At 66.9% G+C, this 25442-nt stretch carries 19 protein-coding genes; 11 read left to right on the top strand and 8 right to left on the bottom strand.

Annotated features, from left to right (window positions below; genetic code table 11):
- Positions 1–22 precede the first annotated feature (22 nt).
- The 8 genes from B447_RS04630 (at position 23) to B447_RS04595 (ending at position 8230) form a co-directional block, all read left to right on the top strand.
- On the top strand, positions 23–1210 hold the full coding sequence (locus tag B447_RS04630) for an outer membrane beta-barrel protein (RefSeq protein WP_002937102.1): 1188 nt from the start codon (positions 23–25) through the stop codon (positions 1208–1210).
- Positions 1211–1280: 70 nt separating this feature from the next.
- The gene (locus B447_RS04625; protein WP_002937099.1) at positions 1281–1835 is read left to right on the top strand and encodes a polysaccharide biosynthesis/export family protein; all 555 of its coding nucleotides are present in this window, start codon (positions 1281–1283) and stop codon (positions 1833–1835) included.
- Between the two features lie 173 nt (positions 1836–2008).
- Positions 2009–4261, top strand: a complete 2253-nt coding sequence (locus B447_RS04620; protein ID WP_002937098.1) for a GumC family protein — start codon at positions 2009–2011, stop codon at positions 4259–4261.
- 42 nt (positions 4262–4303) lie between these two features.
- Positions 4304–5041 (top strand): tyrosine-protein phosphatase, encoded by a 738-nt coding sequence (locus B447_RS04615; protein ID WP_002937096.1) that lies wholly within the window; start codon positions 4304–4306, stop codon positions 5039–5041.
- Positions 5042–5071: 30 nt separating this feature from the next.
- Entirely contained in the window at positions 5072–5821 is a 750-nt protein-coding gene (locus tag B447_RS04610) for a hypothetical protein (RefSeq protein ID WP_002937094.1), read from the top strand.
- Between the two features lie 147 nt (positions 5822–5968).
- A complete protein-coding gene (locus tag B447_RS04605) occupies positions 5969–7414 on the top strand; it encodes an undecaprenyl-phosphate glucose phosphotransferase (protein WP_002937092.1) in 1446 nt (481 codons plus the stop codon).
- Positions 7415–7518: 104 nt separating this feature from the next.
- Positions 7519–7728 carry a transposase gene (locus B447_RS04600; RefSeq protein ID WP_002937090.1) on the top strand — a complete coding sequence of 70 codons (210 nt, stop codon included), beginning with the start codon at positions 7519–7521 and terminating at the stop codon, positions 7726–7728.
- Positions 7729–7804: 76 nt separating this feature from the next.
- Complete coding sequence (locus tag B447_RS04595) at positions 7805–8230, top strand: IS3 family transposase (protein WP_002937087.1); 426 nt, start codon at positions 7805–7807, stop codon at positions 8228–8230.
- A 322-nt stretch (positions 8231–8552) separates the two neighbouring features.
- Here the strand turns inward: B447_RS04595 and B447_RS04590 are convergent, their stop codons facing one another.
- Together B447_RS04590 and B447_RS04585 are read right to left on the bottom strand one after the other, a co-directional pair.
- The gene (locus B447_RS04590; RefSeq protein WP_157384626.1) at positions 8553–8924 is read right to left on the bottom strand and encodes a hypothetical protein; all 372 of its coding nucleotides are present in this window, start codon (positions 8922–8924) and stop codon (positions 8553–8555) included.
- Positions 8925–8952: 28 nt separating this feature from the next.
- Complete coding sequence (locus B447_RS04585; protein WP_157384625.1) at positions 8953–10422, bottom strand: O-antigen ligase family protein; 1470 nt, start codon at positions 10420–10422, stop codon at positions 8953–8955.
- A gap of 550 nt (positions 10423–10972) precedes the next feature.
- On the opposite strand from B447_RS04585, the gene B447_RS04580 reads away from it, so the two are divergent.
- Entirely contained in the window at positions 10973–11959 is a 987-nt protein-coding gene (locus tag B447_RS04580) for a hypothetical protein (protein ID WP_002937075.1), read from the top strand.
- A gap of 17 nt (positions 11960–11976) precedes the next feature.
- On the opposite strand, the gene B447_RS21730 is transcribed toward B447_RS04580, so the two are convergent.
- The 5 genes from B447_RS21730 to B447_RS04555 are packed head-to-tail and all read right to left on the bottom strand — an operon-like array spanning position 11977 to position 22095.
- Complete coding sequence (locus B447_RS21730) at positions 11977–13338, bottom strand: efflux RND transporter periplasmic adaptor subunit (protein WP_002937072.1); 1362 nt, start codon at positions 13336–13338, stop codon at positions 11977–11979.
- Entirely contained in the window at positions 13335–14063 is a 729-nt protein-coding gene (locus tag B447_RS04570; RefSeq protein ID WP_037982335.1) for an efflux RND transporter periplasmic adaptor subunit, read from the bottom strand. The genes B447_RS21730 and B447_RS04570 overlap by 4 nt, the downstream gene beginning before the upstream one ends.
- A complete protein-coding gene (locus tag B447_RS21725) occupies positions 14060–16231 on the bottom strand; it encodes a hypothetical protein (RefSeq protein ID WP_002937070.1) in 2172 nt (723 codons plus the stop codon). Before B447_RS21725 ends, B447_RS04570 begins: the two co-directional genes overlap by 4 nt.
- Before the next feature lie 2 nt (positions 16232–16233).
- Entirely contained in the window at positions 16234–20154 is a 3921-nt protein-coding gene (locus tag B447_RS04560; protein ID WP_002937069.1) for an Ig-like domain-containing protein, read from the bottom strand.
- Between the two features lie 3 nt (positions 20155–20157).
- The gene (locus B447_RS04555; RefSeq protein ID WP_083491413.1) at positions 20158–22095 is read right to left on the bottom strand and encodes a TolC family protein; all 1938 of its coding nucleotides are present in this window, start codon (positions 22093–22095) and stop codon (positions 20158–20160) included.
- A gap of 158 nt (positions 22096–22253) precedes the next feature.
- Here B447_RS04555 and B447_RS04550 point away from each other — a divergent pair, with 158 nt between their 5' ends.
- Together B447_RS04550 and B447_RS04545 are read left to right on the top strand one after the other, a co-directional pair.
- Positions 22254–24305 (top strand): sensor histidine kinase, encoded by a 2052-nt coding sequence (locus tag B447_RS04550; RefSeq protein WP_002937067.1) that lies wholly within the window; start codon positions 22254–22256, stop codon positions 24303–24305.
- On the top strand, positions 24302–25036 hold the full coding sequence (locus tag B447_RS04545) for a response regulator transcription factor (protein ID WP_002937066.1): 735 nt from the start codon (positions 24302–24304) through the stop codon (positions 25034–25036). Before B447_RS04550 ends, B447_RS04545 begins: the two co-directional genes overlap by 4 nt.
- On the opposite strand, the gene B447_RS04540 is transcribed toward B447_RS04545, so the two are convergent.
- Positions 25033–25428, bottom strand: a complete 396-nt coding sequence (locus tag B447_RS04540) for an HU family DNA-binding protein (RefSeq protein WP_002937065.1) — start codon at positions 25426–25428, stop codon at positions 25033–25035. The genes B447_RS04545 and B447_RS04540 overlap by 4 nt on opposite strands.
- Between the last annotated feature and the right edge of the window lie 14 nt (positions 25429–25442).

Genomic DNA, 25442 nt, shown 5'->3' with positions numbered 1-25442 from the left:
TCATCAAAGACGCCCAACACACATGAACCTGCCCCTGCAAAAACGCCTGCTCGCCGCCACCGTGGCCTCGACCCTCAGCGCCACCGCATGGGCGCTCGACCCCATGCCGGTGCGCGTATCCGAGGGCCTGGCGCTCACACCAACGCTCAAGCTGGGCCTGGGGTACGACGACAATTTCCGCGCGGTCGAGAGCGGCCGCGACGCATCCTGGATCAGCAGCATCGCCCCCACCCTTGCACTCGGCACCGACACCGGCAAGGTCAAGCTCGACCTGCGCTACACCGCCAACCACGAGCTCTACCACTCGAGCCGCAAGGACGACAACACCGACCACTTGCTCGGGCTCACCGCCGACCTGCAGTTCGACGTGCGCAACCGCCTGCGCCTCGCGGCCAACTACCGCAAGATGGAAGAAACCGCGTCGGCCGACCAAAAAGTCGAGAACGACAAGTACAATAGCGCCGGCTTCAACGCCGGTTACACCTACGGCGCCGACAACGCCAGCGGCCAGATCCGGCTCGGTCTCAACCACGACCGCCTGCGCTACGACAATGGCCTCGACCCGATCAGCGCCAAGCGCCTCAACGCCGACAAGGAGCGCGACAGCACCGCTGTCACCGGCGCGTTCCTGTACCGCGTCACAGCCAAGACGCGCGCGCTGGCCGAAGCCCGCCTCACCGACCACGACTACGTCAGCAACACTGCCCTGGACAGCCGCAACACCGCGTTGCTGTTTGGTGCCGAATGGGACGCCACCGCCTTCACCAGCGGTTCGGCCAGGTTCGGCCGCGAACGCAAGGACTTCGACCGCACCGGCAAACGCGACACCTCGACCGGCATGTGGGAAGTCGGTATCACCTGGGCGCCGCTCACCTACTCCAGCTTCAGCCTCAACACCCGCCGCGGCTTCGACGAAGGCAGCGACAACGCCGACAGCATCAAGACGCAATCGTGGACGCTCAGCTGGAAGCACGACTGGAGCGAACGTCTCAGCTCCAACCTCAGCTACACCAACAGCAAGCAGGACTACGACCGTCCGTCCAACCCGCGCGAAGACACGCTCGACAGCGTCGGCATCGGCCTCACCTACAAGATGCGGCGCTGGCTCGACGTCGGCGTGGGCTACAAGCACACCGAAAACGACTCCACCCAGGCCGGCAAGAGCTACAAGCGCAACGTCGTCGGGGTAACGGTCAACGCCAGCCTATGATCCACGGCGCCATCCGCAACCCGTCCGCAGCTGCGGCCGCGGCGCAACGAACGCTTCCAGCCACGCCTGCATGACTGCCTCCCCGCTACTGCTTCTGCGCCTACTCGGTCTCATGCTCACCTTCGGCCTGCTCGGCGCTGCGCCGGCGCAGGCCGAGACCGACGCGCAGTACCGCCTGGCCTCGGGCGACGTCATCCGTATCAGCGTCTTTGGCGAAAAGGAGCTCAGTATCGACGAGATCCGACTCACCGACGCCGGCACGTTTTCCTACCCCTTCATCGGCGAGGTGCGCGCCAATGGCCGCACCGCGCGCGAACTCGAGCAATTGCTGACCGCCCAGCTCAAGGGCGACTACCTGGTCGACCCCCGCGTCACCGTCAGCATCCTCAAGTACCGCGAGTTCTTCATCAGCGGCGAGGTCAAGTCGCCCGGCGGCTACCCATACCAGCCTGGGCTCACCCTGCGCCGTGCCGTCGCGCTCGCCGGCGGGCTCACCGAGCGCGCCTCCACCAACCGCATCAGCATCATTCGCGACAAGGACCCCAGCCGCAGGCCACAGAAGGCCACGCTCGACACCGAGCTCGAACCGGGCGACACCATCACCATCGAGCAAGGCTTCTTCTAGCGCCATGGCGTCGTACGTAGCGCCAGCCTCGCCGGGGCCCTAGGCCCTGGCCCTGCGGCCCGTACCGGCCTGCGGCACGCCCGGCCACTGTCCCGACACTCCGCCTCAAGCATCCAGGCCCCCACTGCGCGCCCCACAGCCGCACAGGGCCTCCCAACCGAGCAGCACACCGCATGGACACCAAGGACCCAAGCCTCGACCGCCGCTGGACTCCGCCCCGGGTCGCCGACGACGACGAAGACGACGACGAGATCGACCTGCTGCAGCTGTGGCACACGGTATGGCGGCGCAAGCTCAGCATCCTGTCGCTGGCGCTGGTCGTCACCATGCTCGCCACCCTCGTCGTGCTGTCCATCACCCCCATCTACCGCGCCATCGCCACCCTGCTCATCGAGCAAAGGTCGGCCAAGGTTGTGTCCATCGAGCAGGTTTACGGCCTCGAAGGCAGCGGCAACGAATACCTGCAGACCCAGTTCCAGCTGCTGCGCTCGCGTTCGCTCGCCGAGCGCGTAGTGCGCGAGCTCGAGCTCACCACCCACCCCGAGTTCGACCCCCTCCAGCAGCCCGAGCCACTCGTCGACATCAAAGGCCTGCTCGGCCATCTCAGCTTCCTCAACGCGCTCTCCATCACGCTCCCCGAACACCTCGAGGAAGAAGCCGCCCCGACCGAAGCGCAGCGATTCGATCAGGTCACCCGCGCCTTCATGGAGCGCATCAACGTCGAACCCCAGGGCAAGACGCAGCTCGTCCACATCCAGGTCGACATGGCCGACGCCCGCATGGCCACACGCGCAGCCAATGCGCTCGCCCGCGGCTACATCGAAAGCCAGCTCGAAGCGAGCATGGAGATGTCCATGACCGCCACCAACTGGATGAACAGCCGCCTCGGCGAGCTGCGCGACAAGCTCAAGGACGCCGAAGACCGCCTCCAAGCCTACCGCGAGCAGGAAAACCTCGTCGACGTGCAAGGCGTGGCCACCGTCACCGCCAACGAACTCTCGCTCACTGGCGACCGCATGATCGACGCCCGTCGCCAGCGCGCCGAGGCCGAGAGCCAATACCGCCAGATGCAGTCAATGCGCAGCGGCGGCTGGGAAACGCTCGCCACCGTGCCGGCGGTGCTCGGCCACCCGCTCATCCAGCAGTTCAAGGCCGACGAAGCCCGTGCTCGCGCCAAGGTCGAAGAGCTCTCCAAGCGCTACGGCCCGCGGCACCCCAACATGGAATCGGCACGCACCGAACTCCAGGCCGCCACCGCCAGCCTGCGCGGCCAGGTCGAGCAGATCGTCGCCGGTATCGAGCGCAACTACCAGCTCGCCATCGCCAACGAGAGCTCGCTGCGCGCCTCCTTCGACGCCAACAAGGCGCAGATCCAGGACATCTCGCGCAAGGAGTTCCGCCTGCGCGAACTGCAGCGCGAGGTCGACACCAACCGTGCCCTCTACGATACGTTCATGAGCCGTCTCAAGGAGACCGCCGCCACCTCCGACCTCGAGACCGCCAACGCCCGCGTCGTGGACGAAGCCACCGTACCCGCCACCCCGGTCAAGCCGCGCAAGGCGCTCATCGTCGGCATCGCCGGCCTGCTCGCACTCTTTGTCGGCATCGGCCTCGCCCTCCTGCTCGAGGCGCTCAACAACACCTTCAAGAGCACCGAAGACGTCGAAACCAAGCTCAACCTGCCGGTGCTGGGCATCCTGCCCCTGGTCAAGGGCCGCGCCGACCGCGCACGCATCGCGCGCCTGTTCCAGGCCAACACCGACAAAGGCTTCGCCGAATCCATGCGCACCGTGCGCACCAGCCTCGTGCTGGCGGACATGAGCGAGCCACACAAGCGCATCGTGGTCACATCCTCCATTCCGGGCGAGGGCAAATCCTCGGTGTCGTCCAACCTCGCCTATGCGCTCGCCCAGGTCGGCGAGACGGTGCTGTTGCTCGACGCCGACATGCGCCGCCCCATGCTCGCCAAGAACTTCGAGCTACCGGTGGGCACGCCGGGCCTGGCCAACCTCATCGCCGGCAACGCCCGCCTGGAAGACTGCATCAGGCACCTCGACGGCGTAGACCTCATCAGCGCCGGCACCGTCCCGCCCAACCCGCTCGAGCTGCTGTCCTCGCCGCGCTTCGCCGCCCTGCTCGACACACTGTCCGCGCGCTACAACCGCATCATCATCGACTCCCCGCCCACCCAGGCCGTCAGCGACCCCGTCGTGCTCGGCACCTTGGCCGACGCCCTCATCTACGTCATCAAGTCCGAATCCACCCCTACCCCGCTCGCCGTCAAGAGCGTCGGCCAGCTCCTGCAGCACAACGCCCCCGTCACCGGCGTCGTGCTCAACCACGTCGACATCAAGAAGGCGCAGAAATACGGCTACCGCTACGGCGGCTATTACGACTACTACGGCTACAGCACGCAAAAGGCCTGAGCCCACGCAGGCCCTGCCCGCTGCACACAGCCCGCCGCCGCGATGATCGACCTCCACGCCCACCTGCTGCCCGGCATCGACGACGGCGCCCCCGACCTCGCCACCGCGCTGGCGCTGGCGCGGGTCGCGGTGGCCGACGGCATCACCCACATGGTGTGCACCCCGCACATCCACCCCGGGCGCTACGACAACACCCCCGACACCATCCGCGCAGCCTGGCGCAGACTGGCCCTGGCGCTGCGCGAGCACGACATCCCCCTGCAGCTATCCGCCGCCGCCGAGGTGCGCTTCGGCATGGAGATCATGCAGGCCGTCGCCACCGACACCCTGCCCTACCTCGGCCGCTGGCAGGGCAAAAAGATCCTGCTGCTGGAGTTTCCCCACGGCGAACTGCCCTTCGGCGCGGAAAAGCTCACCGCCTGGCTGCTCGCGCACGACGTCGTGCCCCTCATCGCCCACCCCGAGCGCAACAAGACCCTGCTGCGCCAGCCCGGCCGGCTCAAACCCTTCCTGCAACAAGGCTGCCTGCTGCAGGTCACCGCTGGCGCGGTGGCCGGCCGCTTCGGCCCCGCCTGCCAGGACATCGCCCACCGCCTGCTGCAGGCCGGCGTTGTCACCCTGCTTGCCAGCGACGCCCACAACCTCGCCCACCGCCCCCCCCTCCTGCACGAAGGCCTCGAACACGCCGCCGCCCTCATCGGCCACGCCCTCGCCCAGCGCCTCGTCGACCACACCCCGCGCGAAATCGCGGCCTCGCACTTCCCCGCCAACGTGCCCTAAACGCGCAGGAAGGCGCGCCTCGCCCCCCTCATGCCCACGCCCCCCACCCGTCTGCCCTGCAGCGCCGCCGGCATACACGCCGCCCCACCCAGTCACGCCCGCCGGCACGCCTACCTGTATGGCCTGGGGGCACTCGCGCTGGCCCTCATCTACCTGGGTTGCCGCATCGCACTCGCCGGCCTCGCCGACTTCCAAACCCGTGCCTTTCTTGCCGACTGGGAACACCGCCGCAGCCCGCCCAGCGCACAAGCCTGGGCCGTGGCCCACACTGCTGCCGAGCGCGCTGTGGCGCACTACCCCACGGCCTACGGCCCGTACCTGGAGCGCCTCGGCTACGTGCACGCCTGGCAACACCACCACGCACCCTTCGGCGCCGCGCACGCGCAGCCCAGCCGTGCGGCCGCGCGCGACGCCTTCCGCGCTGCCATCGCCGCCCGCCCCACCTGGCCCTACGCCTGGCTGGCGCTCGCCGAGACCAAGCTCCGCCTGCTCGAATTCGACGCCGAGTTCCACCACGCCCTCACCCAGGCCCACGCCCACGCCCCCTGGCGACCGGACATCAACCGCCGCCTGGCCGAGCTCGGCTTCACCGCGTGGCCCCAGCTCGACACCGGCCCGCGCCAAGCCACGCACGAAGCCGCCCGCCGTGCGCTGAAGCGGCTCAATGCCGGCAGCGCCACCGCCTTGGTCGCCCAGGCCACCACAGCCGGCCAACGCCCTGCGCTATGCCGCAGCCTCGACGAAGCCACCCGCACCCGCCTCGCCCGCCACTGCTCCTGAGCCGCAGCGGTACACGCGCTGCCCCTGCCAGCCATGCAGCATTCCCCAACTCGGGGAACACACGCCCAATACATATCGCGCAGATGGTCAGGTAATGTAATCTTTATGGTAAAGTGATTTAACGCGTGTCATACCCGAGACGAGACCATGGCCCCATCGAACCCGAACGCCAGTCTTGTCGACACTGTCCCCAGCCTGGTCAATGCCACGCCCCCGGCGCGACATGTCGACACCCCACCCACCACCGACGGCCTGTTCTGGCTGCATTGGCTGGTCGCCGTGGCGTGCGCTCTCACCACACTTGCAATCCTTACCTTCGACAAGACCGGTGGCTTTGACGCCACCTACGGCACGCTGCTGGCCCTCACCGCCCTGCTGTCGATACCGGCGTACGCACTATGCAGCGTGTATCACCCCCAGCACGGCGCGCTCGAGGGCACGGCACACCTCACCCTGGGCTGGTGCGTGTTGCTCGCCTGCCTGCTCGGCATTGCCTTCGCCACCAAAACCACCCACGCCTACTCGCGCGAGGTCCTCGCGCAGTGGGCGGTGCTCGGCCTGGCCGCCCAAACGGCCAGCTACCTGGTGCTGCAGCGCTGGGCCAAGGGCCGCGTCGCGCATAGGCAACGCACCATCCGTGCCGCCATCATCGGCAACGGCCCGCTCGCCCTCGAGCTCGCCCAGCGCCTGCGCACCAGCGCGGGCGAAACGCTGGCCGGCATCATCGCCCCCGCAGCGGCGGAACACCCGCCCCCCGCCACGCTCGCCACCCTGGGCAGCATCGGCGACCTAGCCGATATCCTCGCCACACAGCGCATCCAGCGCCTGTACGTCGCCCTCCCCCACGACGCCGACATCAAACAGCTCTACCTGCAACTGCTCGACGCCAATGTGGACGTCGTCTGGGTCCCCGACCTGCACGGGTTGCTGCTGCTCAACCACGGCGTTACCGAAATCGGCGGCCTCGCCGCCATCAAGCTCAACGAGAGCCCCCTCACCGCCTACCCCAACGCCGCCCGCCTCAAGGCCGTCATGGACCGCAGCCTGGCGCTGCTCGGCCTGATCGCCCTCAGCCCGCTGCTCCTGCTGGTGGCGGTGCTGGTCAAGCTCTCCTCCCCCGGCCCGGTGCTCTTTCGCCAGCAGCGCCACGGCTGGAACGGCCAGGTCATCGAAGTGTGGAAGTTCCGCTCCATGCGCATGCATGACGACGCCCAGGTCCGCCAGGCCACCCGCAACGACAGCCGCATCACCCCCATCGGCCGGTTCATCCGCCGCACTTCCATCGACGAGCTGCCGCAGCTCTTCAACGTGCTGCAGGGCAGCATGTCCCTGGTCGGCCCGCGCCCGCACGCCGTGGCGCACAACGACTTCTACGCCAACAAGATCCAGGCCTACATGGCCCGCCACCGCATCAAGCCCGGCATCACCGGCCTGGCCCAGATCAGCGGCTACCGCGGCGAAACCGACACCCTGGACAAGATGCAAAAGCGCGTCGAGCTCGACCTCGCCTACATCAACAACTGGTCGCTGTGGCTCGACATCAAGATCCTGATCAAGACGCCCTTCACGCTGTTTGGCAAGCATATCTATTAGCGCCTATGTAAGCGCGGTGGCAGTCGCGAACACGAGCGAACAATGAATCGCCCCGGGTTTCCTAGACACCCTTTGCCTCATAATGAGGCATTACGGAGGTGTTGATGGAAACGAAGAAGGCGCAGCAGCGCTTCACCGAAGAGTTCAAGATCGAAGCGGTCAAGCAGGTAACCGACCGAGGGCATCTAGTCGCCAAAGTGGCTGTGCGCCTTGGCGTCAGCGCCCACAGTCTCTGCATCTGGATCAAGCGCTATTCCGTGCCAGCAGAGCAGCGCGCCCAGTACAACTGCAGACCGACGAGATGCGACGCTTGAAGGCCGAGTTGCGGCGCGTAACCGAGGAGCGCGACATCCTAGAAAAGACCGCTGCGTACTTTACCAAGCGGTCCGGGTGAGGTATGCCTTCATCGACGCCCACACGACGCAGTATCCAGTGCGTCACCTGTGCTCCACGGTAGAGGCCCATCCAATCGGCTATGACAAATATAAGCAGCACCCCTTCTCCGAGCGCTCGGCTGACGACGATCCTGTTGGCGTGCTGATTGCGCAATGCTGGGAGACCAGTGGGCTCGACTACGGCTATTGCAAGATCCATAACGATCTGCGCGACATAGGCGAACCATGTGGCAAACATCGCATGGCACCACCAATACGCTTGGTGGAGTTGCGCTCAGACGCCGACTATGGACGCCGCCCTGGTCGCAACGACGACCGGCCGAAGGTGGTCGCGCCGAATGTGCTCAAGCGCCAACTTGGGCCGACGGCGCCGAACAAGAGTTGGGTGACCGACATCACCTATCTGGACGACGCGGGATAGCGCACGTGACTCGCGCCGTCACTCCGACGATGTGACACAGAAGTAGAGCGACCAACGCAACCGCCGCCCAATAAGCTAAACCTAACTCATCGTACACCAGAAGCGTCAGCCCCACAGCATATCCACCAAGGAACAGCGAGCCCCTTATCCAGTGCTTCTTTTGGAGTAAGAGGGCACCCGGCACCAAGATAACCGCTACAGAGAGAAGCGGGTTACCTCTCATAAAGCCTCCCACATCTAGTCAAGTACGGCACGTAAAACCATCTACTCCGCTTACGAGCAAAAACTTGAGGTATATTTTACACGGAATTATTTTTTATATTTACGTTCCTACGCAAGAAGCAGTAACGTGTATTGCCGGCCCCGCATAGAAGTAGGTGAGCCGTTGGCCGGGTGCGATCACCATGCGCCGGTCGAGCGCGACGAGCTTTTGGCGCAGCCGATAAAGGTGGGCATGCATGCGTGACAGTTCGGGGTCCTCGCCAAGTGGGGCGACGATGGCCACCAGCGCGAGGCTGCTGAACTCGGTGTGCGGCGCGCGAGCAAGCTGACCAAGCAAGAGCGCCTCCTCACAAGGCAACTTGAGATTGCGCCCATCGCTGCTCGACAGCGTGCTGGTGTTGAGATCGAGATGAAAGCTCAATGCCCTTGTGCTGTTGGCGCGCTCAAGATCGCTGTATCGAATTACTCCCATTGTTCGTCTCCCTACTCGCCTACTTGCTTTATGTGAGCAAGGCCTTTGCCCGCGGTGCAGCGGACTTGGCCAGCGCCATTTCCGACTGCCACACGGTCTGCAGACCCCGATGTGCGTTACCGCTCGCCGGCGGCTCTTCAACGCGGCTTGGACGCGAACGACTTCGCTTGGTGTGGTGTCCGGCGAGCACTGCGATCGCACACAACACCACGAAGGTTGCCGCGTTGGCTGGAATCTGAAAGTTGAAATCGGTCGCCGCGTGAACACCCAGCGCAACGATGCCCATGGCGGCGCCGAACCCCACGCCAGTGCCGTAGGTCGAATCAAGCCGCCACAAGGCTTTGAACGCGTGGAACAGCGCAAGCGCCACAAAAGCCGCGAGCGGTAAGGATCCGAACACGCCGAACTCGACAACGAACTGCACATAGTCGTTGTGCGCATGATCGAAATGCAGCGGGATGCGGTGGTCGGGGAAGCGTGGGAACACCGCCTCGAAACTTCCTGCCCCATGGCCGGTGAGCGGGCGTTCGCGCACCAACGGGAGGGACTGAAGCACCACGTCATCGCGCAGTTCGTTCGCGGTGGCAACGACCGCGCCGTCGACGACAACGTCGGTCAGGCGGGTATCGACGAGGCGGTTCTTGAGCCGTTCAAGACCGAAGTATTGGCTGACGATAAGGACGTCGATCACGACGATGCTCAGCAAGATCGCGACGTTGCGCGCACGATGCTCGCGATTGCGAACAACGAAGATGCCGGCGACAAGGACCAGGCCGACGAAAATGCCGATGTTGCCGCCGCGCGAGTGCGTCATGACCAGGGCAATGACCATGATCACCAGCGCCATGCGCAGCCTTGCCTTGGGACCGAGGACAAGCTCCAGACTACTGCGCCAGTTGATCGGGCGGCCGTCTCGCAGCGCAAGCAGAAGCCCGATGCCGCAGGCAAGCGTCAGCTCCAGGTAACCCGCAAGGTGGTTGCGATTGATGAACGTACCGGTGGCGTCGCCTAGATAGCTGGCCTTTGGGCCGACGAGCAGCCACTCGACGCCCGACAAGGTCATGAGTGCCCCGTAAAAGGCCTGCAATGTGCCGCTTACCACGAGCGTGGCCAGTAGCAGGGTGAGTCGACTACGGGTATGGAAGAGCTCGATGACGACCACGAAAAGCAGGCAGTAGGCCAGGCCCAGCGAGAGCGACCTGAAAGTCGCACCGGGATCTAGCGTAAGGCCTCCCAGCCATTGAATGGCTACCCAACACTGGGTCGCCAACAGGGCCACGACCATCGGCAGGCCCGGGCGCCAAGCGGAATTGCCAGCGCGGGGCGCGCGCTGACGGCTGCGTACGATCGCGCACCCCAGCCCAATCGCACCTAACACCGCAATGAAGATCCCGATAGCCCAGTCCCGATTGCTACCCAACGGTAAGGGCAGCCACACAAGCACACAAAGAACGAGCCCAACAAGGAGACGCTCGAACCGGGAATGATGTTCGTCCATTGGGTAGATGCGCACCTGGTGGCTCAAAGGGACAATGCAGACGCTCGCATCTGCCCTGGGCCGGGGATGTTTGCGGAGAACTATACTGCCGATTACCCGTTTTCAGCGCAAGCACGAAATGTTGTAGAGGTACATCATTACCCCTATATTCGACACTCCTTGCATCCCGGCGCAACCTCACCACGCACCCGAGGCCCTCAGAACGCCCCGCCGACGCCACGCCTCGACCTGATGGCCCGAAAAACATTACCTTTGAGCAGCATCAAACTTACCCTCTCAGCGAGACACTAGTATCGACGATGTCTCCCGACAGCCTTACTGATACAGGCACATACAACCGCAAGGGCTTACCATGACGTCAGCGCCCCTCCCGCCAGCCGCGCCTTCAAGGCGCCCGGCACTATCGAAAGCCTCGCCCCCTCGAGCGCCTCGCCGACCGCTCAGCTGCGGCGCACTGGCATTCGCCCTGCTCGCCTTGTCCGGTTGCGCCAGTAGCCCAGAGCTGGCAACGGCCGCCCCCACCACGGCGACGACGACGCTGGCGCCGCAGTTGGTCGCAAGCAGACCCAGCACTTCGCCGGCAGGGCTGGAAACAGCCCGGATCAAGCGCCCCGTCGTCATCACCGGTGTGCGCAATGCCGGTGAGCACGGCCCCGCGGACGACGCCGCGGACGACGCCGCGGCGGCGCGGCTGTTGGCCTTGCGTATCGCGCTCGAGCGTGCGCTCGTCGATTCGGGCCGCTACGAACTGGTGAAGCGGAACGATTTGCACCGAGGCCGCGCAGCCGGCGGACGCAGCCCACAGCCCGGCGCCGACACCTTGCAATTGAGCGCCGAACTGCTCGAGCGCGCTGGCCTGAGCACGGTTCGCCTGCGCATTCACGACCCGGCATCGACCACGACGCTGATGGAGTTCGTCGGCGAGGGGGTCCCACTCTCGCGCACCACGCGCCTGTTCGGCGCGGACAAGGCGGGCGCCGACGGCGCGCAGGCTCGCCTGGGCGCACTCGACCATGCCGTGCGCCAGGCGCTGCAGAGCGCCTCTGCAGTGCTCGGCACCCTGCCCTGGCAAGCCCCCGTCCTCGAGATCGAGGACGACAAGACCATCCTCATCGCCCACGGTCGCCGCCTTGGGCTGAAGCCGGGCATCCTGCTCTCGATCCAGACCCGCGAGCACAGTCTGCCACGGGGGCAGGCACAGCCCCCTGTCAGTCTCCCCGGCCGCGTCGTGGGCGAGGTGCTGATCGTCGACAACGGCAACGGCCCCGGGCAAGAGAACGTCGCAGTCGGTGCGCTGGTGTCCGGCTCGCTGCGCGGCTACGAGATGCGCGAGTTGGTGGTGCGCCTGTGCCGGCCGAAGGGCTACTTCGGGCACGACTTCGGACATGATCGCCAGTGCGCGGCCAAGGCGACAGCGGTGGTCGGCTTCGACGCCGAGACCGCACTGCTGAGCTTCGAACCCAGCCTGCTCGACGAGGGCGAGGCCGTCACCACGCCCTACTCCATGCCCGTGCAAGGGCCGTCGGCGGTGTTCTGAGCAGAGGCGTGCCGCGCTCATAGGCCCCACGCACGCCGAAGCGCCTGCAAGGGCTTGCGCAGCAACTGCTGGGCAAGCGGGATACGCTCGCCGGTGATGCGAGCCGTACCGCGGGCGCCGGGCAGCACGGCCGGCGGCGTTGCGCGCCAGTCGGCATCGACCGCGATCGAGGGCAGCTGGTCATCGGACAGCTGCACGCTGTAACCACGCCGTACCACCTGTGCAGACAGCGCGGACAAGGGGCTGCGGTCGAGTGTGACCTGGACTGGCGCCCCTTCATCAACGAGACTGAAGTCGGCCAGCGGCACCATGATGCGCAGGCGGGTGACACGCGTGTCGGCGATGCTGAGCAGCCGCTCACCCATCCGCACGGCCGCCCCCGGGAGGCGGTCGGGGTCTTCGAGCAGCACCTGGCCCGACAGCTCGCTGCGCAGCTCGGCCCGCTCGAGCTGCGCGAGCTGGAAGTCGAGCTCGAGCTGCGCGCGCTCGAGCTCGATCTGCGTCACCGCCACACGCGCCCGGGCGCTGGCGTCGTAGTGCGACGCTGCGCGCACCCGCGCGAGTTCGGCCTGGGCGACCGCCAGCGACTGGCGCGCCTCGTCCACGTTCTTCTCGAGCACGCGGGTATCCATGCGCAGCAGCAGGTCTCCGGGCTCCACCTGCTGACCGGGCGCTACCTCGAGCGTTGCGATCACGCCGTCCAGCGCCGAAAACACGTGGCGCGGCTCGGCGGCCACGACCTGCACCGGGGCCGTCACCGCTGCGGGCACCGGTACCAGGGCGGCCACGAGCACCACGGCAAGGCCTGCGAGCAGCGCACGCCTGCGCGCGCCTAAGCGCGGCGGCTGCGGCGACGGCATGAGGGCGCCCAGCATGGCCCCAAAGCGGTGCGCGAAGAGCACCTCCTCGTCCGTCCATGCGCGGCCGCGGTGACGCTCGAGCCACAGAGCATGGCGGCCCGGCTCGCCATCGCGCCCCGGCAGCGGCCACCACAGGATCTGGGTGCCGCCCTGAGCCGCGATGACACGTTGCAGCGCATCCGCGAGCGCTTCCCCTGCGACTTCGCTGCGCACCTGCGCCGGCCGCGCCGAATGCCCCAGACGAGCCGGCCCATTGCCCAGCCCGAGCTCACCCGCGGCAATACGGATCGCATCGGCAAGCACCGAACGCTCGGCAGGCTTTACCCCCGCACTGGCCTGGCAAGGCAACAGCGCCGGGACAGATACCAGCACCGCGCGCTCGCATGCGAGCACCTCGCCGATCCGGTTCGCCAGCAACTGCCCGGCCTTGTCCGCATCGCGTACCCCAGCGAGGGCGGTGCACAAGCGCAACAGGCGCCCGAGCAAGAGCTCACCGGCCTCGCGTCGCCCCTCTTTCACTGCTGCACCATGCCCTTCATGCCGTGCACAACGCCGTTGGCGGGCTTGGGCAGCGCCCAGATCACGCGGACGGTGTTGCTGCGCAGGTCCACCTTGGCCGACACCGCCTCGACCTCGACGTCGAGCTCTCGGTTGAGGTCGGGCAGCACCAGGCGCGCGCGCGCGCCGCGCTTTAGCCCCGCCGCCGCCTCCGCAGGCACGTCCCCCACTGCACGCAGACGGGTGTTGTCCACGATCTCGACGATGGGCATGCCCGCCTCCACCCACTGGTATTTGCTGACATGGCGCTCCACAACCGAGCCCGAGAAGGGCGCAACCACCCTGGACATCTGGATCTGCTGGCGCAGGATGCGGTTCTCGGCCTCGAGGACGCCTTGCTCAGCGCGCGTACGCCCGAGGTCATCCTCCGTCTTGAGTCCCTGATTGACCAGGCCCAGGGTGGTTTTTGCCAGATTGGAGAGGTAGGAGATCTGGACATTGTTGCGCTCGATCTGCAGTTCCAGCTCGCGACTGTCGACACGCGCCACCAGGGCCCCCTTCTGCACCTCGCTGCCGACGTCCGGTACGAGTTCGAGGAGCTTCCCCGAGCGCCCCATGGACAGCACCACCTGCTGACGCGACTCGATGGCCACGGGGACTTCAGGCAAGGTCGCGGCAAAGCTCGAGCTGGCGAAAATGACCGCGGCGACGATCGCAGAAAACAGATAGACCAAGGGCGTGCTCATCTGGATACGGTACGAACAAGAAAGCTGAGGAACTGACCAAGGACGGACACCGGCTGGAGCTGCAGCTCGACCCACGCTGGCGTTGCATCGGGAATGCGCTCGGCCATCGCCGGCAGATCGACGATGAAGCTGAAGGCCTGGTAGGCATCGCGCGGTTGGAGCGCCGACCCCGTGCGCAGAGCGGCAGCGGTGTCGGCGCCCAGGTCTTTGCGCCCCGACTGCACTGCCGCAATGGGGCCGCCAAAGCGGTCGTAAAGGACGACGCTCGGTAGCGACTCTGCCGCCCGTGGCTGGGCCTCGGCCACCACGACCTCGGGCCCAGGCAGGCCGGTATCCCAAGGCCGCAAGCGGGCACGCGTGAGCCCGGCGGGGTCGAGCAGTGCGCTGTACCTGTCTTCGACCAGCGCATTGACGCGAAGCCGCGGCGACTGTCGGACGCTGGCCAGCACTACGTCCGCGGCAACGGTATCGCCCACCTGGTAGTCGGGATGGCGTTCAACCAGCTCACCCCCTGCAGCGGCATGGACCACACGCTGGGCGAGACGCGACTCGGCTGCCGCACGCGCTGCGAGAAGGCGACGCTCCTCTTCCTGCAGCCACTTGCGGTAGCCGCCCTCGCTGCCGCGGGTGTCGAGCGCCTGCTGCTGCGCGCGGTTGTGGCGGAGCTCGATGTCGAGCCGGTCCAGCGCATGGCGTTGCGCCGCACTCTCGAGCACGAGCAGCACGGCGCCCTCTTCCACCGCCGTGCCGACCGCGGGCGGCAGCGTCACGATGCGGCCCTCGAACGGTGCGCTGACGTATTGCAGGCGCTCGTGCATGAGCAGCCCGGGCACGGCCAGGGTGCGCTCAAACGGCAGCACCAGCGCAAGGGCCGCAGCGCCGAGCACGCCGAGCGTTGCCAGCGTGCGCCGCCGCGACCCGATGCTCGCGCGCTGTGTGACGAGCGCGCGCAGTTCGCGCGCGAGCGGGCGCAACAGCAGGATGTAGAGCTCCAGCGCCGCGACCAGCACACCTGCGAGGGCGCCGATGAAGGCGAACACCGCCATGGCGATCGCGATCGCCACGAAGACCCTGTAAGCCAGCGTCGCGACCGCATAGGCCACCATGAGCGGCGCCTGCGGCGGCGCCTCCGGGGCCTGCCCCCGCCAGCCCAGGCAGATCCGGCGCAGGCGATGGCGCAGCAACGCGAAGGCGCGCGGCTGGAGGTTGTCGATTCCCCACACGTCCATCAACAGGTAATAGCCGTCGAAGCGCATGAAGGGGTTGAGGTTGATGAGCAACGTGGACAGGATCGACGCGCTGGACAGGTAGAAGGCGAGGCTGCGCAGTACGCCATCGGGCAGGACGGACCACAGCAGCAGGGCAGCGCCCGCCACCGCAAGTTCAAAGCGGATGCCTGCCGAGCCAATCTGCGCCCGGCGCCGCCGGTCGGGTTCGCGCCAGGCGTCGGTAACGTCGGTGTAGAGGATGGGCCACAGCAGGATGAAGGCAACGCCCATGCTGCGTACATGAAGCCCCTTGAGCTTTGCGCTCAATGCGTGCGCCAGTTCGTGACCGAGCTTGAGCGCGACCAGGCAGGCGATGAAGCTCACAAAACCGGTGGGCGTGAGCAAGTAGCTGGCGGTAGAGAAGTAGAGCTGGGCCTGCGGCAGGGCAAGCAGCACCCCGAGCAGGCCGACGTAGCGCAGCGCGCGCACCGCCAGCGGGTTGGCGAGCGGCCGCAGCACCGGCGCAAGCCGGGTAAGCCATGCGTCAGGGCGCAGGAGCGGGATCCGGTAGTAGACGTAGCCATGCAGCATCCGCGTCCAGAACCCGGGCTGGCCGCGCCCGGTGCCATCCGCTGCGGTGTCGCCCTCGCGGCACAGGCCGGCCCGCCGCAACTCGCCCAGGAAGGCGCGCAGCGCGGCCGGTGTCGGCGGCGGCAAGCCGAGCCCTTGCACACGCTCCAGTGCGGCCGACGGCGACGCGCCGCTGCGCAGCGCTTCGACCACGACGGACTCGACCTGGCCAACACGAAAGTAGCGCCCGCTGACCGGGTCTTCGATCACCCACGCTGCCTGTCCGCCCTCGTCCGCAGCGCTCACGCGCAGTTCGATGTCGGCGCGCAGGCCCTTCCAGCCCGCGTCGAGCGCCTCGAGACCCGCTGCAGGCTTGCCCTCAACCATCATCGTCAGCGCCTCGCCCCGGCCTCTCCCGCCGGACCAGCCGGCGGCGGTGGCACGATCAGCAGGCCCTCGGCGGGCAACTCGACCACGCCCGGCTCCACGCCTTCGAAACTGCTGTCACCCAGGGTATGGGCGAAGGCGTCTGCGAGCGGTGCATTGAAGCCTGACTCAGGGCCGCTCGCCTCAGCCACGAAGGCGCCCTCGGCGTTCAGCCCCACCGGCGGCACGCCCGGCGCAGTCGGCACGGCATACGCCAGGGAGCCGCGCCCGGTCGCAAGCAGGTATTCACCCGGGGCCGCGGCAGGAACGAAGCGGCACCCGATGCCGAGCAGCCGGTGCAAGGTGCAGACCTCGAACACATCCGCCTGTGCAAGCGCCTTCTCGGCATCCAAACCACTGTCCACATCGGGGTAGCTGAATGGCTCCAGCAGCACCGCGTAGTCAATCACCTCGTAGGCGAACGCGGACTGGTACTGCAGCGGCGACACCCACTGGAGCCCGGCCTCGTTAGGCGTGCTCGCCTCTGTACGGCTGCTGAACACAAAGGGCAGCGGCGCGGGGGTCACGGTGATCAGCGCACGGTGCTCCACACTGGTCAGGCCAGGACTGCCATCGCGGCCGCTATTGTCCCAGACGCGGAATACGAAGCCGTCCGCTCCGTCGAAGCCGCGCGCCGGTTCGTAGTGCAAGCCGGCGAGCGCACTGCTCGCAATGAACTGGCCCGCCTGCACGGCGACGCCATCGAGCAACAACGCGCCATGCTCGGGCAGCGCGACTACGCTGATGCCCGCCATCGCGTCGCCGTCGGCGTCGGCGAACGGGAACAGATCCGCCGCAAGCTGCAGGCGGCCGTCCGCCGGCACGGTGAGCCGTTCGGGGTCGGACGTCAGCGGCAGGTCTGCGCTCGTCGGCGCATCGTCGACCGGCAGCACCGTGATCAACGCGCGGTGCTCTGCACTCGACAGCCCGGGCCCGCGCCCCTCGCCGCTGTCGTCCCAAGCCTTGAAGCCGAAGCCATCCGGGCCGTTGTAGTCGGGCAGGGGTACGTACTCGAGCGTCGCCAGCGCAGCCGCATCGATGTACTGCCCCACGGCCACCGCCTCCCCTGCAAGCAGCAGCGTCCCATGTTCGGGCAGCGCGGTGATCGTCACCCCGGCGAGCGCGTCGCCGTCGGCGTCGGCAAACGGGAACACCGTCGCCGGCAAGGGCAAGCGGCCGTCCTCATCCACCGTCAAGCGCCCAGGATCGTCGGCCTTGGGCAGATCCGCACTCGTCGGCGCATCGGCAACCGGCAGCACCGTGATGAGTGCCACATGCTCCGCACTCGACAGCCCAGGGCCGCCACCCGTCCCGCTGTCGTCCCAGGCCCGGAACCTGAATCCATCGGGGCCGTTGTAGTCCGGGTTCGGCACATATTCGAGCATCGCCAGGGCCGCCGTCGGGATGAACTGCCCGGCCTGCACCGCCACGCCGTCGAGCAGCAGTACGCCGTGCTCGGGCAGCAGCACGATGCTGACGCCCGCCATCGCGTCGCCGTCGGCGTCGCCAAAGGGGAAGACGTCCGCAGGCAGCGGCAGGCGTCCGTCCTCATCCACGGACAGCCGCTCAGGCGCGCTCGCCAGCGGCAGGTCTGCGCTGGTCGGTGCATCGTCGACCGGCAGCACCGTGATCAACGCGCGGTGCTCAGCACTCGACAGCCCGGGCCCACGCCCCTCGCCGCTGTCGTCCCACGCCTTGAAGCCGAAGCCATCCGGGCCGTTGTAGTCGGGCAGGGGGACATACTCGAGCGTCGCCAGCGCAGCCGCATCGATGTACTGCCCCACGGCCACCGCCTCCCCTGCAAGCAGCAGCGTCCCATGTTCGGGCAGCGCGGTGATCGTCACCCCGGCGAGCGCGTCGCCGTCGGCGTCGGCAAACGGGAACACCGTCGCCGGCAAGGGCAGGCGACCGTCTTCGTCCACGGTCAAGCGCTCAGGCTCGCTCGCGAGCGGCAGGTCGCCACTGACGGGCGCATCGGGCACAGGCTGGACCTTGATCACCGCACGATAGTCCGCACTGGACAATCCTGGCCCGCCCTGGTCGCCGCTGTCGTCCCAGACGCGGAAGCCAAAGCCGTCATTGCCGTAGAAATCGGCCTTGGGAACGTACTCGAGCCTGGCGAGCTCTGCAGGCAGGAGCAGCTGCCCGGCTCGCACCGCCTCACCGTCAACCGACAGCGTGCCGTTCAGCGGCAGATCAACGATTGTGATACCCCCCAGCGCGTCGCCGTCCGCATCGGCAAACGGGAACACCCCGGCGGGCAGCGCCAGGCGAGCGTCCTCATCGACCGTGAGCCGCTCTGGCGCGATCGCCTGCGGCAGGTTGGCGCTCGTGGGCGCGTCGGGCTTGGCCACGACGGTCAAGGTGGAGCTGGCAGCCCCTACCGCGCCCTCGGGATCGTGCGCCGCCACCGTGATGCCGATGCTGTGGTCGACGTTGGCACGCGAGCTGTTCGCGTAGGTCCATGCCGACAACAAGGTCTGGAACTCGCCCACGGTCGCCGTGGGCGCCGTGGGCCGCACCGTGTAGACCTCCGTCGTACCCTCGCTGACACGGCTGATGGAGAACAGGGCGCTGCCACCGGCAAAGGTGTTGATGAAGTCGCTCGGTGGGCCGTCCGGGTTTGCGATGGTGACCACGACCTTGCTGAGCAGGTTGTTGCTGTCCGGGTCGAGCAGCCGCAGCCCCGGCAGCAAGGGCACGTAACCGGTGCGATTGACTGCCTCTCTGAACTGCCCATCGGCCACACTCACGCTCGGCGCGGTGTTCGTCGGTTCGATGACGATGCGCTTCTCGAGCGAGACGGAGCTTGCATCCTCGCGCACGCCGTCGTCGTCGAGGTCGGTGACGCTGATCCGCACCGTGCGCGTGTACTGGCGCGGGTCGGTGTCGAGGTTGTCGTAGTGCACGCTCTCAAGCACGCGCGCATAGGTGTCCGGTGCGGCCACACCCGACACGGTCAGGCGCAGTTCGCCGACCACACCATCGGCACCAGGCCTGAACACGAGGCTCGCCACCAGGCTGCCATCGGCGGGCAAGGCCACGCTCAGCCGGTCCAGGGTTCCCAGTGCGTCCGCCGCACTCGCTGGCGAGTCGCTGATCCACACCGAGGCCTGCGTGAGGTTCGCGCTGTCCGCATCCCTTATCGTCAGACTGCCTGGCGCAAACAAGGCCAGCGGGGCACGTGATGCCGGGTCGGTCGGTTCGAAGAAGCTCAGGCTCACCGGGCTGGTGTCGCTGATCACCGGAGCGTCGTTGAATGACGACAGCAGCAAGGGGCGCGAGACCATCGCCTCCTGGGTACCGTTGCCCAGCGTGAAGCTCAGATTGCGCACGCCTTCCACGGGGTCCTGCGATACGTTGGCGTAGCGCACCAGCGCAACCGTGTTGCGCAGGAGCTCTTCGGCTTCTTGCGGCGTGTTCTCGGCGAGCAACTGTGCCGACAAGGAGAAACTGATCACGCCAGCGCTCGGGCTGGAAACGACGAACCCGCTTCCGGGTCCCAAGCTCGGCGGCACGATCACGTCGCCCGCGCTACCGTCTTCCAGTGCGACGACGGCCCATATCGCAAAGCCCTCATCCAGGACCGGCAGCTCCGATGGATCAATCACCGCGCGGTAGCCATCTCCCTCCCGGTACTGGATGCCCGACAGCAACTGAGTGGCGGAGAACGTGGCCATGCCCTCATCGAGCAGCTCGAGCGCAGCCAGGAACATCGCACCGTCGGCGGCCGTGTCGTGCTGCAAGTCAGCGCCAGGCGCCTCATCGGTGCCCGGACCGGGCGCGTCATCGTCATCGGGCGAGTCTGCCTCACGCGCCTCTGCGAGCTCGACCATCAGCGCCGCATCGAGCACGATGCGCTCTTCGAGTGGAACCAATCGCAACATGCGTCAGCTCCTCAGCGACGGGGCCACCCAGCAGTCGAGGCCCCTGGCCTTCAAGTCCCCGCACAACCTGCGTGCCTCGGCCTCGGGGAGGTGGTGAAAGCGCACTCGCTGCAGGGTGCGACCGCGATCGGTCACCGGCCTGACGGTGGCATCACGACTGTCGAGCATGCGCAGCGACAGCCCGCGCACCTGCGCCAGAATGCTGTCGGGTGCCCCCGGCTGGACAAACGCCCCAACCTGGATGTCCCACAGGTGCGCGCCCGCAACCTGATGCGCCGACAGGCTTCCACGCCCCTCCGTGGTGCTGGGGAACGACTCGGTGAGCGTGGGGGTGACCGCCGCGCTCGCGAGCACCATGGGTTCGGGATGGATGGGGATGGCCACAGCGGTCGGCGTGTGCGCGCCGGCGTAGTCCGCGGCTGCCTCGCCACCGGCTTCCCCCTCGCCGGGCGTGGGGGTGACGGCCTGGCCTTGGTAAAGCATATCGCCCAGTTCGACCAGGTTGCTCTGCCACATGTCGGGCGCAACCCCCACCGAGGCAAACAGCTTGGCATAGGCGGTGAACAGCTCGACGACCGCCTCGTCGCGACGCAACTTGGTCGCGAGGTTTTCGAGCAGGCGCTGCGTGTGCTGCATGTCCGTGGCCTGGCCCGCGGTGCGCAGAACCTCGGTCATGCCTTCGATGTCCTGCGTGATCTTGTAGCTGTCGTCCATGAGCAGGAAGCGGTCCGCCTTGATGGCGTAGTCGAGCAGCCCCAGGTGCACCTGGGTGATCACCGACGCGGTGACGAGCACCCGGTCGGCCTCGCCACGCTCGACTGCAAGCTCCCGTGCCTCCATGCGCTTGAACTTCGCGGGCAGGGCAAAGAGGTTCCAGCTCAGCTCGGCGCCGATCGCGTTCCAGGTGTTGGTCTGCAGCAGCGCGTTGTCGTCGTAATGGCGGCCTGCAAACAGGCTCACACCCGGGAACAGGCTGAGCATCGCGGCACGCGCATCCTCCTGCAACATCAGCGCCTGCAGGTCGTTCTCGAACAGCACGGGGTGGTTGCGCAGCGCGACGAACTCGAGCTTCTTGATATCGAGCTCCGTCGGCTTGGGCAGCATGTTGATGACGGCACGCAAGTCCGGGCGCTGCAGGCGCAGCTCCGTGCTCTGCTTGAGCCCCATCAGCTGCACCAACTCGAGCCGCGCCGTAGATAGATTGCCGTGCAGCTTCTGGATGGCAATGGAGAGCTCGATGAGCTTGAGCTGAGCTTCCTTACCCGCGAGCAGGCTCACGCTGCCATTGCGCATGGATGCGCTCAGGCGCTCGTACTGGCGCTCCATCTGGCGCTTGACGTTGTAGCTGTATTCGAGCGCGTCCTCAGCCGCCGCGGCCCGCCAATAGGCCGTGATCACGTCGAGGGCGATACGCTGGCGGATCTTCTCGCGGCGATACTCGAGCTGGGCTTGCTGCATGTCGGCCTGGTTGCTGCGAATCGATGCCGTCATGAAGTCGAGCACGTTCCAGGTCAGGCTCAGATCGGCCGTGCGGCTGTTGCGTGGCTCGCTGATCGAGCTCGTACCCAGCGAGGTTCCGTCGGCACCGACGGCGGACTTCACCTCTGGGTCGCTGCGCCGCAGCACGCCCGCCTCTGCGCGAAGCTCCGGCAGCATGTCGAGCTTGGCCGCCACGCGCTCGCGCGAGGCAATCTCGAGTTCGTACTCGGTGACACGAAGCTCGAGGTTGTTGCGCAGGGCGATGTCCAGCACCTCCTCGAACGCGAGCGGATGCGCGGGCAAGGCGTCGCCGCGCAGGGAGGCCAGCTGCTCGAGGTCCTTGGCGAGGTTGGCCTCGCGCTGCGCGGCACGATCGAACTGCAGCGAACTGCAACCTGTCGCCATGACAAGACCGGCAAGCGCCAGGCAGAAGAACAAGGGGCGAGGACGTGGAGACGACATGAATCAACCTCGTTCGTTGGATTGCCAAATCATTACCTAAACGCTAGCCAGTTTATGTATGCTTACCTCATCCACGCCATTCACAGAACTCACCGTTCTCACGATTCCATAACAAAACCTTACCTTTCCATCAAAAATCGACCACTCCCTTGCCTGCGATGCCCAACGCTACCGCCTCGCGCCCACCGGACGTACGCGCCGTTGGCCTGGCCCTGATCCTCGTCCTCCTTTCGCTCGGCGCACTCGGCATACTGAGCGCCGCAGCCTCCACACCCCGCGTCGAGACGATCCGGCTCGGCAGCGACCTGCCCTTCGAACTTCTTGTCGATGACGATGGCGCACTCGACGCACAAACCGTGCTCACGCTGCCCAGCACGCAGTTTTCGTCGCATGACGGCCCGCTGTCGCAAGGCTACACGCGGGCGGTGTCGTGGCTGCGCTTCAATCCACCCGCCCCGCGGCCAGGTGGCGCCCCCTGGTGGCTCGTCGTCGCACCGCCGTATCTCGATCGCCTCACCGTGTTCGTGCCCGGCGCAGATGGCTACACCCGCATGGAGACCGGCGATCTGCTGCCCGCAAGCGCACGCCCGGTGCGCGACCGCCACTTCGTGCTGCCCATGACGCCGGACAGCACGCAACCCATGCTGATCCGCCTCGAGACCACGAGCGTCAGTCTCCTCTCCGCTTACTTCACCTCGCCCGAGGCCTTCGTCAGCCAGCGCGCCAGCAGCAGCTTCCTGTGGGGGCTGTACTTTGGAATTGCCTGCGTCACGACCCTGCTGTGCATCGGCCTGGGCTTCATCCAGCGCTCACGGCTGATGCTGGCGGTGTCGGCCCTCGGCGTCGCCTACCTCATGGTGGCGAGCACCCAGGGCTTCACTTATGTCCTGCTGTTACCGGACCGCCCCCTGCTCGCCCACCATCTGACCAGCATCAGCACCCTGCTCACGCTTGCCGCGCATCTGTGGTTGCTGCGCGAGGCCCTCCTCACCCGCCAACACTTCCCACGCACGGACAAGGTGCTGCTTGCCGGCGGCGCGCTATTCGTCGGTGCGGTGACCGCCCTCCTGCTCGGTCTGTACGGCCAGGCGATGACGGTGCTGATGACCCTGAACGCGCTGATCCATGCCCTGGCCGTCGCCACCGCGCTGCGTCTGACCTGCCTCAAGGGCGTGTCGGCGGGCACGAGAGCGATCGCGATCGCGGTATCCATCACGTCAGCACTGGCGATCCTCGCGGCGCTCAGCGTGCTCGCCGTGGTACCGGTGTCTCTGACGCTGCTCCACTTGTGGCAGTACGCCATGCTTGGGCTGATGGTCGCGATCTTGCTCGCCAGCGTGCATGAGCTGCGCATGCAGCAGCAAAGACTCGACAGCCTGCAGGCCGAGCGGCTGGGCGCCGCCGAGGCCAGGCGCCAGCACCTGGAGGATCGCGTCAAGGAGCGTACCGCCGCCCTGCAGCACGCCCACGACCAGCTCGAGCGCGCGCTGCGCGACGAACGCCATGCGCAGTTCAAGCAACGCCAGTTCCTGGCCATGGTGTCGCACGAGTTCCGCACGCCTCTGTCGGTGATCTCCGCCGCCACCGGCAACCTGGCCCAATGCCCCACGCCCAGTACCGAGGCGCTGACCCACCGCCTCGCGCAGATCAACCGCGCCACCCGCCGCCTGACCACGCTGACCGACAACTGCCTGGCCGACGCGCGCTTGTCAGCCGCGACGCTCGTCATCGAGCAGGTACCGACCGACCTCGCGGCCTTGCTCGAGAATGCTGCCGAGCTGGCACGTCTGTCGTCACGGCAGCTCGTGCAGGTAAACATCGAGCCCGGACTGGACACCCAGTGCCGCTGCGATCACGCGCTCGTCACCATCGCGCTTTCCAACGTCCTGGACAACGCCATAAAATACGCGGCCAACAGCCCTATTCATGCCCGCCTCACCGCGGCTCAGGATAACTTCATCCTGACCGTCAGTGACGAAGGCCCCGGCATCAGCCCCGCCGAAGAGGCGAGCATCTTCGGGCGCTACGAGCGCGGCAGTGCGGCACACAATGTGTCAGGCTCGGGGCTTGGCCTGCATGTGAGCAGGGAGATCATGCGCGCCCACGGCGGTGACCTGCGCCTCGTGCACACCGGCGGCGCAGGCGCCACCTTCGAGTTCAGTCTGCCGCGCCGGCCACCAGGTACGCAGGCACGCCAGGTCACATCATGAACATGACGACACTCCATATCGCGATCGTCGAGGACAACGACGACCTGCGCGACAACTTCGAGTTCTTCCTGCGCAGCAAGGGCCACATCGTGTGGGGGGCCGCCTCCGCCGAATCGTTCAGGCGCCAGCGCCAGGTCACCCGGACCGACATTGCGCTGGTCGACCTCGGCCTGCCGGGCGACGACGGGCTCTCCATCATTCGCGAGCTGCAAGCGGAACCCACATGCGGGCTGATCGTGATAACCGCACGCGGGGAGATGCAAACCCGACTCGAGGCCATGAGCGCCGGCGCCGATCATTACCTGGTGAAACCCGTGGATCTGCGCGAACTCTACGTGACCATCGAGGCCACCTGGCGTCGCCTGAGCGCCTCGCCAAAGCCGTCGCTACCCCGCAACGACGAGACGCTCGCAGCAGAGGCTGGACAGCTCTGGCGCTACAACCCCAGCGAACGCACGCTGACCGCGCCGAACAACTGCCAGCTTCCCCTCTCGAACACCGAGAACCGGCTGATCGACCTCCTCACCGCTCACGCAGGCGAGCTGCTGCCAAAGCCGCAGCTTCTGCACGCGCTGTATAGCGGTGAAGATACGAGCGACTTCCATCGCGTCGAGGTCGTCCTCAACCGCCTGCGCCAAAAAGCCCGCCAGCTCGGTCTGATGCTGCCGATCCGCGCGGTGTTCGGCAAAGGCCTGGTGTTCGCTGCGCGCTGCAGCCGCGCCAAGCCCTAGGGCGCGCTGTGGCCGCGCTCTTCGGACGAGCGGTACGAAGGTTCGTGCGGCATCTCGGCGGGACGGCTTGCGGACGGTATGTCTGCGTCGCTGTGCCCCGGCAGCTCGTCGAGCTGACCAGTGCCCCAGGCCCGCAAGCGTTTCCCGGGCTTGAAATGAACGACACGGCGTGACCGGACGTACACTGCCTGCCCGGTGCGGGGATTGCGCCCCATTTTCCCCGGCAGGACGTGGGTGCTAAGGACGCCGAAGTCACGCACTTCGAAACGGCCTCCAGCGGCAAGCCGGCGCTGGATCTCATCGAGAATCACGGCAACCGAAAGCTCCACATCCCTGCGCGTCAGCGCCGGAAACCGACATACAAGGCTATCCACCAGATCGCTCTTGAGCATCTACGCTGCATCTC

The organism is Thauera sp. 27 (assembly GCF_000310125.2).
In the GTDB taxonomy this organism is placed as follows: Bacteria; Pseudomonadota; Gammaproteobacteria; order Burkholderiales; family Rhodocyclaceae; genus Thauera; species Thauera mechernichensis.
This window is presented reverse-complemented; position numbering and strand designations above follow the sequence as displayed.

What these genes read in the sequence shown, in the direction of transcription:
- B447_RS04630 (WP_002937102.1), top strand. Translation starts at nt 23, where the DNA reads ATGAACCTGCCCCTGCAAAAACGCCTGCTCGCCGCCACCGTGGCCTCG.
- B447_RS04625 (WP_002937099.1), top strand. Translation starts at nt 1,281, where the DNA reads ATGACTGCCTCCCCGCTACTGCTTCTGCGCCTACTCGGTCTCATGCTC.
- B447_RS04620 (WP_002937098.1), top strand. Translation starts at nt 2,009, where the DNA reads ATGGACACCAAGGACCCAAGCCTCGACCGCCGCTGGACTCCGCCCCGG.
- B447_RS04615 (WP_002937096.1), top strand. Translation starts at nt 4,304, where the DNA reads ATGATCGACCTCCACGCCCACCTGCTGCCCGGCATCGACGACGGCGCC.
- B447_RS04610 (WP_002937094.1), top strand. Translation starts at nt 5,072, where the DNA reads ATGCCCACGCCCCCCACCCGTCTGCCCTGCAGCGCCGCCGGCATACAC.
- B447_RS04605 (WP_002937092.1), top strand. Translation starts at nt 5,969, where the DNA reads ATGGCCCCATCGAACCCGAACGCCAGTCTTGTCGACACTGTCCCCAGC.
- B447_RS04600 (WP_002937090.1), top strand. Translation starts at nt 7,519, where the DNA reads ATGGAAACGAAGAAGGCGCAGCAGCGCTTCACCGAAGAGTTCAAGATC.
- B447_RS04590 (WP_157384626.1), bottom strand. Translation starts at nt 8,924, where the DNA reads ATGGGAGTAATTCGATACAGCGATCTTGAGCGCGCCAACAGCACAAGG.
- B447_RS04585 (WP_157384625.1), bottom strand. Translation starts at nt 10,422, where the DNA reads ATGGACGAACATCATTCCCGGTTCGAGCGTCTCCTTGTTGGGCTCGTT.
- B447_RS04570 (WP_037982335.1), bottom strand. Translation starts at nt 14,063, where the DNA reads ATGAGCACGCCCTTGGTCTATCTGTTTTCTGCGATCGTCGCCGCGGTC.
- B447_RS21725 (WP_002937070.1), bottom strand. Translation starts at nt 16,231, where the DNA reads ATGATGGTTGAGGGCAAGCCTGCAGCGGGTCTCGAGGCGCTCGACGCG.
- B447_RS04560 (WP_002937069.1), bottom strand. Translation starts at nt 20,154, where the DNA reads ATGTTGCGATTGGTTCCACTCGAAGAGCGCATCGTGCTCGATGCGGCG.
- B447_RS04555 (WP_083491413.1), bottom strand. Translation starts at nt 22,095, where the DNA reads ATGTCGTCTCCACGTCCTCGCCCCTTGTTCTTCTGCCTGGCGCTTGCC.
- B447_RS04550 (WP_002937067.1), top strand. Translation starts at nt 22,254, where the DNA reads ATGCCCAACGCTACCGCCTCGCGCCCACCGGACGTACGCGCCGTTGGC.
- B447_RS04545 (WP_002937066.1), top strand. Translation starts at nt 24,302, where the DNA reads ATGAACATGACGACACTCCATATCGCGATCGTCGAGGACAACGACGAC.
- B447_RS04540 (WP_002937065.1), bottom strand. Translation starts at nt 25,428, where the DNA reads ATGCTCAAGAGCGATCTGGTGGATAGCCTTGTATGTCGGTTTCCGGCG.